General features: G+C 71.7%; 10 protein-coding genes and 1 pseudogene. 2 read left to right on the top strand and 9 right to left on the bottom strand.

What is annotated here, in order from left to right:
- Positions 1 to 256 (top strand): HNH endonuclease signature motif containing protein (locus tag A6Q79_RS18150; protein ID WP_317698917.1); only part of this gene is annotated, 256 nt, incomplete at its 5' end.
- A gap of 121 nt (positions 257 to 377) precedes the next feature.
- The gene (locus tag A6Q79_RS18145) at positions 378 to 2,252 is read left to right on the top strand and encodes a hypothetical protein (RefSeq protein ID WP_286690829.1); all 1,875 of its coding nucleotides are present in this window, start codon (positions 378 to 380) and stop codon (positions 2,250 to 2,252) included.
- A 23-nt stretch (positions 2,253 to 2,275) separates the two neighbouring features.
- On the opposite strand, the gene A6Q79_RS18140 is transcribed toward A6Q79_RS18145, so the two are convergent.
- The 9 genes and pseudogenes from A6Q79_RS18140 to A6Q79_RS18100 form a co-directional block, all read right to left on the bottom strand.
- A complete protein-coding gene (locus A6Q79_RS18140) occupies positions 2,276 to 3,085 on the bottom strand; it encodes a glycine betaine ABC transporter substrate-binding protein (protein WP_317698918.1) in 810 nt (269 codons plus the stop codon).
- A 26-nt stretch (positions 3,086 to 3,111) separates the two neighbouring features.
- Complete coding sequence (locus tag A6Q79_RS18135; protein WP_317698916.1) at positions 3,112 to 3,897, bottom strand: ABC transporter permease subunit; 786 nt, start codon at positions 3,895 to 3,897, stop codon at positions 3,112 to 3,114.
- The gene (locus A6Q79_RS18130) at positions 3,894 to 5,087 is read right to left on the bottom strand and encodes a betaine/proline/choline family ABC transporter ATP-binding protein (protein ID WP_067857836.1); all 1,194 of its coding nucleotides are present in this window, start codon (positions 5,085 to 5,087) and stop codon (positions 3,894 to 3,896) included. The genes A6Q79_RS18135 and A6Q79_RS18130 overlap by 4 nt, the downstream gene beginning before the upstream one ends.
- Positions 5,080 to 5,727, bottom strand: a complete 648-nt coding sequence (locus A6Q79_RS18125; RefSeq protein WP_286690827.1) for an ABC transporter permease — start codon at positions 5,725 to 5,727, stop codon at positions 5,080 to 5,082. The genes A6Q79_RS18130 and A6Q79_RS18125 overlap by 8 nt, the downstream gene beginning before the upstream one ends.
- 131 nt (positions 5,728 to 5,858) lie before the next feature.
- Positions 5,859 to 6,263: a transcription antitermination factor NusB gene (gene nusB / locus A6Q79_RS18120; protein ID WP_286690826.1), complete on the bottom strand. Its 405-nt coding sequence runs from the start codon at positions 6,261 to 6,263 to the stop codon at positions 5,859 to 5,861.
- A complete protein-coding gene (gene efp, locus A6Q79_RS18115; protein WP_286690825.1) occupies positions 6,263 to 6,826 on the bottom strand; it encodes an elongation factor P in 564 nt (187 codons plus the stop codon). The genes nusB and efp overlap by 1 nt, the downstream gene beginning before the upstream one ends.
- On the bottom strand, positions 6,826 to 7,935 hold the full coding sequence (locus tag A6Q79_RS18110; RefSeq protein WP_286690824.1) for a Xaa-Pro peptidase family protein: 1,110 nt from the start codon (positions 7,933 to 7,935) through the stop codon (positions 6,826 to 6,828). The genes efp and A6Q79_RS18110 overlap by 1 nt, the downstream gene beginning before the upstream one ends.
- A pseudogene (locus A6Q79_RS18105) lies at positions 7,932 to 9,079 on the bottom strand (3-dehydroquinate synthase). Before A6Q79_RS18105 ends, A6Q79_RS18110 begins: the two are co-directional and overlap by 4 nt.
- Positions 9,076 to 9,471 (bottom strand): shikimate kinase (locus A6Q79_RS18100; RefSeq protein WP_317698915.1); only part of this gene is annotated, 396 nt, incomplete at its 5' end. The pseudogene A6Q79_RS18105 and the gene A6Q79_RS18100, both read right to left, overlap by 4 nt.

Here is a 9,471-nt window from a genome sequence, read left to right as displayed (position 1 = left end):
CCAACGAAAAGCCGTCGTCAACCGACAAGGCGGCACCTGCGCCGGACCCGGCTGCCACGGACCCGTCGTCCACGTCCACCACATCCAGTACTGGTCCGAAGGCGGACCGACTGACCTCGCCAACCTCATCGGGCTCTGCCCCAGATGCCATTCCGCGGTGCACCAAGGGTTCTTCACCATCGACCCCGACACCCACCAGACCCATCGCACCCTGCGCACCCGACGCACCAGTACCCGCCGCGCCCGAGCCGGCTGAGGGCCTGGAGAACGTCGGACCCCCGCCCGACACTCCAGGCTCGCTGGCCACCCGCGCGTGCTCATGCGGCTCTACCTTCGCGGCTGAGGGCGCCGCCGACCAGGTCTTCTAGGGTGGGCGCGTGCACGACACCCCGGCCCCTCGCTCGTCAGCGCGACGCTGGGGCCGGCTCCGCGTCCCCACGCTCGTCCTGACCTTCGGCCCCGCCGTCATGGTCGCGCTGGTCGTCCTGCTCACCTGGACAGAGTCCGCTGGCTACCTGCCCACCCTCGAACAGGTCGTCTCCTGGGAGGAGACCGCCGGCTCCGTCACGTTCGGACTCTTCGCCGCCGCCGTCGTCCTCGCCTGGTGGGCCCCGCGCGTCGCCGCCGTCCTCACCCTCGTCGCCCTCTCACCCCTCGGCGACCCAGGCCCCGGGTTCGTCGTCCGGCACCTGTGGCTCGGTTGGCTCGCCGTCGTCGTCGCCGACGTCATGCTCCGGCGCGCCCAGGCACGGGTGGGCCGCCCCGCAGGCCACCCGCTGCCGGACGACGTGCTGAGCCTCGGCCGTCGCAGCGACCCCTGGCGTGTGCCACGGCGCGTGACCGCAGGCCTCCTCGTCGTCGCGAGCCTCACCGCGATGCTCCTCTGGCTCGACCGCCGCGCCACCTTCATCGACCTCGGTGAGCGCGGCCGTCCTGCCGCCGCCGTCGTCACCGGCGTCGACAGGTTCGAGGACAGCCTGGACGTCCGCGTCGGCTCCCGGACGTACGACTTCTGGGTCGACGACGCGAGCACCTACCGCGAGGGCCAGGACGTCACCGTCATGGTCGACCCGCTCGGCGAGGAACGACCGTGGGGGCTCGGCAACGCCGACCCCGACGACTGGTCGATGCTCCCGATGCTCACCGGAGTCCTCCTGGGAGTCGCGGTGCTCCTCAGCGCCGCCGGCCCCGTACGCAAGGCGCGACTGCTGCTCCAGTTGGCTCCCGGGCGACCCGGCTGGGACGTCGAGGTCGAGCCGTACGGCCCCCACCTGCTCGTGAGGCCGCTCGACGACGACCGGCCCGTCACCCTGCTCCTCACGCCGGAGCCCCTCGACGAGCGACCGGGAGGGCTGCCGCCCTGGCTGAAGAGCTGGTGGCCCTCCGAGCTCTGGTTCCCGGACGCGTGGATCGGCGACCCGAGCACCCTCGACGACGTCTGGGACGAGATCGACGGGGACGACGACGCCCCGCAGGACCCTCCCGCACGTCGTCCGGCGACGGTGCACGGCCTCGAGCGTCTCGGCGGTGCCACCCTCGTGGTCCTCGAGGACGGCACGGGACTGCTGTCCACCCGCGCGTCGCGCGACCCTGTCACGGTCGGCTCCCTCGCGCACCGGGTCGGGGACGCGCTGGGCGGGTTCGGCCGCTCCCGCCAGTCCCTGCGCGTCGACCCCGCAGCACGCCACTCACGGACGACCTCGACGGCCCGTGACGCCGCCCGTCCCTCGCCGCTGCGCCACCTGCTGCCGCTGGTCTCCGCGCTGGTACCCGTCGGAGCCGTGGGCGTCTTCCTCGCCGTCCTGTGGTTCTGGCGCACCCTCCCTCCTGAGGAGGGGGTCCCGGGCTGGTTCCTCGTGCTGCTCGCTGCGGCGTTCGTCGGAGAGGGCGCTGCGCGACTGCTCCACCTCGGCGCCCGTCCGGTCACGACGTACGAGGGTGTCGTGCAGGTGCACGACGTCTACACGACGCTGCACGTGCCGGGGACCCTCGTCGCCGACGTACGCCGACGGCCCTGGTACCTCGCGATCGACATCGCCGGCACCCGGAAGACCGTGAGCGTGCACGACCGGCCCGCGTGGGGTCGGCTCGACGCCATGGCCGACGACGTGCGTCAGTGCGCCGAGACGTCGACGGTCGACGGCACGGTCAAGCGACGACCCAACGCCGGCGTCCTCGCCGCCCTGCTCGGCGCGAGTGCCGTCGTCGGCGCCACGCTGATCGGGACCGGCGGCATGCTGCCGCTCGCCTGAGTCGCAGTCCAGCGGACCGCGGGCTACTGCACGAGCCCCTCGGACTTCAGCCAGTCCCGCGCGACGATGGCCGGGTCCTGGCCCTCGACATCGACCTTGGCGTTCAGCTCGAGCATGACGTCGTTGGTCAGCTTCGGGAGCACCTGGGCGAAGATCTCCTCCACCTCGGGGTGCTCCTTCAAGAACGACGTGCGGGCGACGAAGCTCAGGTTGTACAACGGGAAGAACTCCTTGTCGTCCTCCAGCACCCGCAGCTTCAGACCCGGGATGCGGCCGTCGGTCGTGAACACCTCGCCGAAGTTGCAGGTGCCGCGCGCGGTCGCCGTGTAGATGACGCCCGTGTCGAGGGTCGTCACCTTGCCGAGGTCGGCCTCGGTGAGTCCGTACGTCTTCAGCATCGGGACGAAGCCGTCGTCGCGCTTGGCGAACTCGCTCTCGACGCAGAACGTGCGCTGGTCCTTCGGCAGGTCCTTCAGCTGCGAGAGCTTGGTGATGCCGAGCTCCTCGCCCTTCTTCTCGGCGATCGCGAACGCGTACGTGTTGTTCATGGGGGCGTAGGGCAGCCAGGTCAGCCCGTTCTTCAGGTCCGCGTCGTAGACGGCCTTGTACTGCTGCTCCTCGCCCTTCACCGGCTTCTGGTTGCCGAGGTAGTTGATCCAGCCGGTGCCCGTGTACTCCGGGGAGATGTCGACGCGACCGTCGAGCAGCGCCTGGCGGACGCCGAAGCTGCCGGGCGTGTTGCTGAGGTTCGTGACGTCGGCACCGGCCACGCTCAGCACCGTCGACATCATGTTGCCGAGCACGAGCTGCTCGGTGAAGTCCTTCGCCGCCACGGTGACCGGGACGCCCTCGAGCGACTTCACCCGCTTGATGGTGCCGGGCTCGGCGCCGAGCACCGCTCCCGACGCCGACTGCAGGCCGCAGCCGGCCAACCCCAGGCAGGCCAGGGCGACGGCGGACGTGACGAGCTTGCTGCGCAGGTGACCTCGCACGTCAGCCCACTCCCTTCGGGGCGGCGGCGATCTCGACGAGACGCGCCAGCCAGTCGATGAACAGGGCCAGGGCCGCGACCAGGATCGCGCCGACGCTCGACGCGCACGAGGGTGCCGCCCGCCGAGACGCCCATGCCGCGCGACGCCTCGACCAGACGCTGGTCGACGCCGTCGAGACCGGTGACCGTGTTGGCCACGATCGGCAGGATGCCGTACACCGCGAGGGCGACGATCGCGCCCGTGGCGCCCACGTCGAAGATCACGGAGCCGAGGGCGATGAGGCCGATCGCCGGGGCGGCCTGCCCGAAGCCGGCGACGGTGATGATCGGCTTGGAGAAGCGTCGCATCGGACCCCGCGTCAACGCGATGCCGAGCGGGATCGCGACCACGCAGGTCAGGAGCGTCGCGACGAGGCTGATGAACAGGTGCTGCCCGGTCAGGTCGAGCAGGTTGTCGACCGTGAGCGAGCGGCGCTCCACGTCGGTGACGTCCGCGGTGTTCACGTAGACCAGGCAACCGACGACCGCGGCGACGACGACGAGCGGCTGGCCGATCCAGCGACCGATGCCCGGACGGTCGACGGTGACGGTCGGGGTCGCCGCCTCGCCCCGCACGGCCGCGTCGTTCGCCGGACCGGCGGTGGTGGCGCTCACGGCTGCACCGGGTCGACGTCCGCAGCGCTGCTGCTGAGCTGCTGCATCGCCTGCATGATCGTCTCGACGCGGATGACGCCCTGGTAGACGTTGCGCCGACCCGTGACCACGACGACGCCGTGCGACGACGTGAGCATCTCATCGAGCGCGTCGTTGAGGGTCGAGGCGGAGCTGACGGTCTCGAGCTCCAGGTCGCGTGACACGCGGTCCAGCGCGCCGCCCCGCTCGAGCTCGCGGACGGAGACCCACCGCTGCGGGCGCTCCTGCGCGTCAAGGACGATCACCCAGTCGCGACCCTTGGCCCGGGCGTCCTGCGCAGCCGCGGCTGCGTCGCCGCCGACGTGCGCGACGGCGGCCTCGTGCAGCTCGACGTCACGCACGCGGGTGAGCGTCAGCTGCTTCAGAGCGGCACCGTGGCCGACGAAACCCTCGACGAACTCGTTCGCCGGCGACGTCAGGATGGCCTCGGGCGTGTCGTACTGGACGATCCGCGAGCCGACGTCGAGGATCGCGATCCGGTCGCCGAGCTTCACCGCCTCGTCGAAGTCGTGCGTGACGAACACGATCGTCTTGCGCAGCTCCTCCTGCAGGCGCAGGAGCTCGTCCTGCAGCCGCTGGCGGGTGATGGGGTCGACGGCGCCGAACGGCTCGTCCATCAGCAGCACCGGCGGGTCGGCCGCCAAGGCCCGGGCCACGCCCACCCGCTGCTGCTGGCCGCCGGACAGCTCCCGGGGGTACCGGTCGCGGTACTGCTCGGGGTCGAGGTTCACCAGGTCGAGCAGCTCGTCGACGCGCGCGGCGACGCGGTCCTTCTTCCAGCCGAGCAGCCGCGGCACGATCGCGATGTTCTCGGCGACCGTGTAGTGCGGGAACAGCCCGGCGCCCTGGATGACGTAGCCGATGCGTCGGCGCAGGTCGTCGGCGTCCTGGTCGGTGACGTCCTCGTCGCCGATGTAGATGCGACCGCTGGTCGGCTCGATGAGCCGGTTGATCATCTTCATCGTCGTGGTCTTGCCGCAGCCCGACGGGCCGACGAGCATGACGATCTCGCCGGCGGGGATCTCGAGCGTCACGTCGTCGACGGCCGCGCCGGACTGGCCCGAGTACTTCTTGGTGACGTTCTCGAGCAGGATGCGCTGCCCGTGCGACTGCTGCCCGGACGTGGTGGTGGTCGTGGTGGTCTCAGACACGGATGCCCCTGGAGGTCGTGGCTCGGGTGAGCAGGTTGAGGACGAGGTCGAGCACGACGGCGAGGAGGATGATCCCGACCGTGCCCGCGACGATGGAGTACGTGGCGTTGGCCCCGCCGGTGCGGGAGATGCCCGAGAAGATGTAGCCGCCGAGGCCGGGCCCCAGCACGTAGGCCGCGATCGCGGCGATGCCCATGAGCATCTGGCCCGAGACGCGGACGCCGGTCATGATGACCGGCCACGCGAGCGGCAGCTCGAGCCGCACGAGCGTGGCCACTCGCCCCATGCCCATGCCGCGCGCCGACTCCACGAGCGCCTGGTCGACACCGGTGAGGCCGATGATCACGTTGCGCAGGATCGGCAGGAACCCGAAGAAGACCAGGGCGATGACCGAGGGCAGCACCCCGATGCCGACGACACCGACCAGCAGGCCGAGCAGCGCGTACGAGGGGAGCGTCAGCCCGACGGACGACAGCGCCTGCGCCGCGGCGGTGCCCCAGCGGGACCGGTAGGCCAGCACGCCGAGCACGATCGCCAGCAGCGTGGCCGCGGCCAACGTCTGCACCACCAGGCTCAGGTGCTGGTACGCCAGGAACGACAGCACCGACCATCGATCGTGGACGAAGTCGAGGAAGCCCACACGTCACCTCTCGTCAGGACGGTGACGCAGGCAGGAGCCGTCGTCCGCCGTCGCGGGTGCTCAGCACGCTAACGGAGTCGGACGGATGTGCAACTGCGCGTGACGGCGCGTCGCCCCGCCGCGTCGACGGGTCAGGCGGGGGTGGCGACCTCGAGGATGCGGCTCAGGAGGCCGCCGACGAACTTGGGGCTGTCGTCGGTGGAGAGCTCCGCCGCGAGCTCGACGGCCTCGCTCACGGCGACCGGCCCGGGCACGTCGTCGACGTAGACGATCTCGAGGACGGCGACGCGCAGGAGGTTGCGGTCGACCCCGGGCATGCGGTCCAGCGTCCAGCCGCGGGAGTGCTCGGCGATGAGGCCGTCGATGTGCTGCTGGTGCTCCATGACACCCTCGACCAGCCGGACCGTGTAGGGGTTGACCGGCGGGTCGTTGGTCTCGCGCCGCGCCGCGAGCGTCCCGCCCAGGGGCAGGCCCTGGAGCTCGGACTCGAAGAGGATGTCGAGGGCGCGCTTGCGGTACTTGGTGCGCGCGCCCATCAGGCCTTCACGCGGCCGAGGTAGTTGCCGTCGCGGGTGTCGACCTTGACCTTCTCGCCGGTGGTGACGAACAGCGGCACCTGGATCTCGCGACCCGTCTCCAGGCGCGCGGGCTTCGTGCCGCCGCTGGAGCGGTCACCCTGCAGGCCCGGCTCGGTGTGCTCGATGAGCAGCTCGACCGAGAGCGGCAGCTCGACGTAGAGCACGCGGCCCTCGTTCGTGGCCACGGTGGCCTCCTGGTTCTCCAGGAGGAAGTCGGGCGCGCTGCCCATGGCCTCGGGCGCGATCTCGAGCTGGTCGTACGTCTGCACGTCCATGAACACGTAGTTCGTGCCGTCGTTGTAGAGGTACTGCATGTCGCGCTTGTCGACGGTGGCGGTCTCGACCTTGGTGCCGGCGTTGAAGGTCTTGTCGACGACCTTGCCCGACTCGACGTTCTTCATCTTGGTGCGCACGAAGGCGGGACCCTTGCCCGGCTTGACGTGCTGGAACTCGATGACGGTCCAGAGCTGGCCGTCGATGTTCAGCACCATGCCGTTCTTCAGGTCGTTCGTGGTGGCCATCAGGCGATCTCCAGGAGCTCGGTGGTCAGGTCGGTCAGCACCTCGGGGGTACCCGTGGCGGCCGGCGTGACGAGGACGGTGTCTTCGATGCGCACTCCCCCGCGGCCCGGGACGTAGATGCCCGGTTCCATGGTGAGGACGGTGCGACGCCCCAGTGTACCGACGTGCGCCGCGGCGATGAACGGGTCCTCGTGGATCTGCAGACCCACGCCGTGGCCCAGGCCGGTGGTGAAGTGCTCGAGCCACCCGGCCTCGTCGAGGACGCCCCGCGCGACGGCGTCCACCTCGGCCACGGGACGACCCTCGCGCAACGCGTCGACACCGGCGGCCTGCGACGCACGCACCGCGGCGTGGACCTCGCGCTGCCAGGCGTCGGCGGTGCCGAGCACGACGGTGCGCGTGCAGTCGGCGTGGTAACCGGCGACCCGCGCGCCGAAGTCGGTCTTGAGGAGGTCACCGGGCTGCAGCACCCGGTCGGTCGGGTGGTGGTGCGGCACGGCGGTGTTCGGGCCCGACGCGAGGATGGTCTCGAAGGCGACGGCCTCGGCGCCGAGCTCGAGCATGCGCCACTCGAGGTCGCGGGCGACGTCGCGCTCGGTCCGCCCCACCAGCGGACCCGCCCAGAGCGCTTCCAGCGCGGCCGCGGAGACCCGGCAGGCCTCGCGCAGCGCCGCCACCTCCACGTCGTCCTTCGTCTCGCGCGCCCGCTCGACCACCCGGTCGGCGGCGACGAGGTCGACCCCGGGCGCCGCGTCACCCAGCGTCGCGTGGGCGTCGACGCTCAGCGTGTGCGTCTCGACGGCCCACGCTCCCCCGACGTCGGCGAGTCGCGGGCCCGCGACGCCGAGCAGGTCGCGCGTGATGGTGTGCTCGAGACCGGGCACCTCGGCCGCGGCCTGGTCGCGGTAGCGGCCGTCGGTGAGGAACAGTCCACTGCCGTCAGCGCGCAGCACGAGGGCGCCGTTCGAGCCCGTGAACCCGGTGAGGTACCGGACGTTGACCAGCGTCGTGACCACGAGGCCGGCCCGACCGGCGTCGGCGAGCGACGCACCCACGCGCTCGCGGCGACGCTGCAGCGTCTGCGCGTCCGGCGCCAGGGTCGTGCTCATCGGGCAGCGCCCGGTGACGACGAGGGAGCGGCGAGGGCCGCGAAGGAGTCGCGCAGCGTCTGCTCGTCGGGGCCGGCGAGGATCGTCGTGCGTCCGAGGTCCTCGAGCACCACGAACCGCAGCTGGTCGCCGCGCGTCTTCTTGTCCAGACGCATCGCCGCGAGCAGCGGCGAGAAGGCGCCCGCCCACGTGGTCGGCAGCGACAGCGACGACAGCACGTCGCGGTGACGCTGCACGAGGTCGGCGTCGATGAGGCCGTGCCGGTGCGCCAGCTCCGCCACGTAGACCATGCCGACGCTGATCGCCTCGCCGTGGCGCACCGTGTACCGCTCCTCGCGCTCGATCGCGTGCCCCAGGGTGTGTCCGTAGTTCAGCGCCTCCCGGCCGATGCCGCTGTCGTCCTCGGCACCCCCGCCGGTGCTCTTCGCCGCCCACGGCCCGGCACCCCGGCCGGCGCCCTTCGCCGCCCAAGGCCCGGCACCCCCGCCGGTCTCCCGCAGGTCGCCGGCGACGGTCTGCGCCTTCACCCGGATCCCCTTGGCGACCAGCTCGGCGAGGATCGCCGACGTCGGGTCGAGCACGGCTCCCGTGCCGACGCCCTCGATCAGCTCCAGGATCGACGGGTCGGCGATGAACCCGCACTTCACCACCTCGGCGAGCCCGCTGCGCAGCTCCGCGGACGGCAGGTCGACCAGCAGGTCGAGGTCGCACAGGACGCCGACGGGCTCGTGGAACGCGCCGACGGCACCGTGGTGGAGACGTTGACGAACCGGACCCCACGCAACCAGCTCGCGGCCACGAAGCCGGCCAGGTCGGTCGTCGCCCCGCCGCCGAACCCGACCACGACGTCGGAGCGGGTGAAGCCGGTGCGCCCGAGGACGTCCCAGCAGTACTGCAGGACCTCGGCGTTCTTCGCGGCCTCGCCGTCGGGCACTTCGAGCAGGTGCACGTCGAGCGCCCGCGTCGCCTGCTCGCGCAGCAGGGTCGACCGGAGCCGTGCGGCGCGCTCGCGCAGCACCGTCGGGTGCACGATCGCGACCCGACGCACGTCGTCCCCGACGAGCGACGCGAGCTGGTCGCTCACGCCGGAGCCGACGAGGACGTCGTACGGGGCGGACGTCTCGACCCGGATGCGGACGGTCATGGGGTGGCGTTCTCCTGGATCAGCTGGTGGATGCGGGCGGCGACGTCGTCGGCGGTGAGGTCGTCGGTGACCACGGTGTGCGTGGCGAGGTCCTCGTAGACCGGGCGGCGCGCGTCGAGCAGCGCCTTCATGGTCGCGCGGACGTTGCCGAGGAGCAGCGGCCGGTTCGTGCCGAGGCCGACGCGCTGAGCGGCGGCGGACAGGCTGACGTCGAGGAAGACGACGCGCTGCTCGCGCAGCAGCTGCTGGGTGCCCGGGTGGAGGACGGCACCGCCGCCCAGTGCCAGCACGCCGTGGTGCTCCTGCAGCGCGCTCGCGACCGCGGCGGCCTCGAGCTCACGGAAGTGCGCCTCGCCGTGCTCGACGAAGAGGTCCTGCACGCTGGAGCCCGT

The sequence above is a fragment of the Aeromicrobium sp. REDSEA-S32_B7 genome, assembly GCF_001626145.1.
Lineage (GTDB): Bacteria > Actinomycetota > Actinomycetes > Propionibacteriales > Nocardioidaceae > Aeromicrobium > Aeromicrobium erythreum.
Note: the sequence above shows the minus strand (reverse complement) of the source record. Positions and strands in the feature narration are given on the sequence as shown.

Coding starts and splice junctions, on each gene's coding strand:
- A6Q79_RS18110 (WP_286690824.1), bottom strand. CDS start 7,935: ATGAGCACGACCCTGGCGCCGGACGCGCAGACGCTGCAGCGTCGCCGC.
- nusB (WP_286690826.1), bottom strand. CDS start 6,263: ATGGGCGCGCGCACCAAGTACCGCAAGCGCGCCCTCGACATCCTCTTC.
- efp (WP_286690825.1), bottom strand. CDS start 6,826: ATGGCCACCACGAACGACCTGAAGAACGGCATGGTGCTGAACATCGAC.